The organism is Clostridium boliviensis, assembly GCF_033342255.1.
In the GTDB taxonomy this organism is placed as follows: domain Bacteria; phylum Bacillota; class Clostridia; order Lachnospirales; family Lachnospiraceae; genus Lacrimispora; species Lacrimispora boliviensis.
Map to the genome: position 1 here is coordinate 1 of NZ_JAWONS010000219.1, position 269 is coordinate 269.

Annotated in this window: 1 pseudogene; it reads right to left on the bottom strand. The window is 58.0% G+C overall.

Annotation, left to right across the window (positions count from 1 at the left end):
- Positions 1-89 precede the first annotated feature (89 nt).
- Positions 90-269 (bottom strand): annotated as a pseudogene (locus RZO55_RS14135) (hypothetical protein); the annotation flags it as partial.

Below are 269 nucleotides of genomic sequence, written 5' to 3' on the forward strand. Positions count from 1 at the left end.
CGCTTCGGAGTGCCTGCAGGAGGGCACTTCTTCCTTTTCAAGATGGAGGTGATCATCCTCGCCTGGAGCAAACCGGTTCCCACCGGCGCTCATCGATCCGGACTTTGCGACATGGTGTTGACGAGCTGTACCTGGGGCACGAACCTCCGAACCGCCTCCACGACATCCGCATCCGCTTCATCATCGGTGATCAGAATGTCGATGGCGTCGAGGCCCACAATCCGCGTGAAGGATCGAACCCCGAACTTGCTAGAGTCGATCAGCAAGAT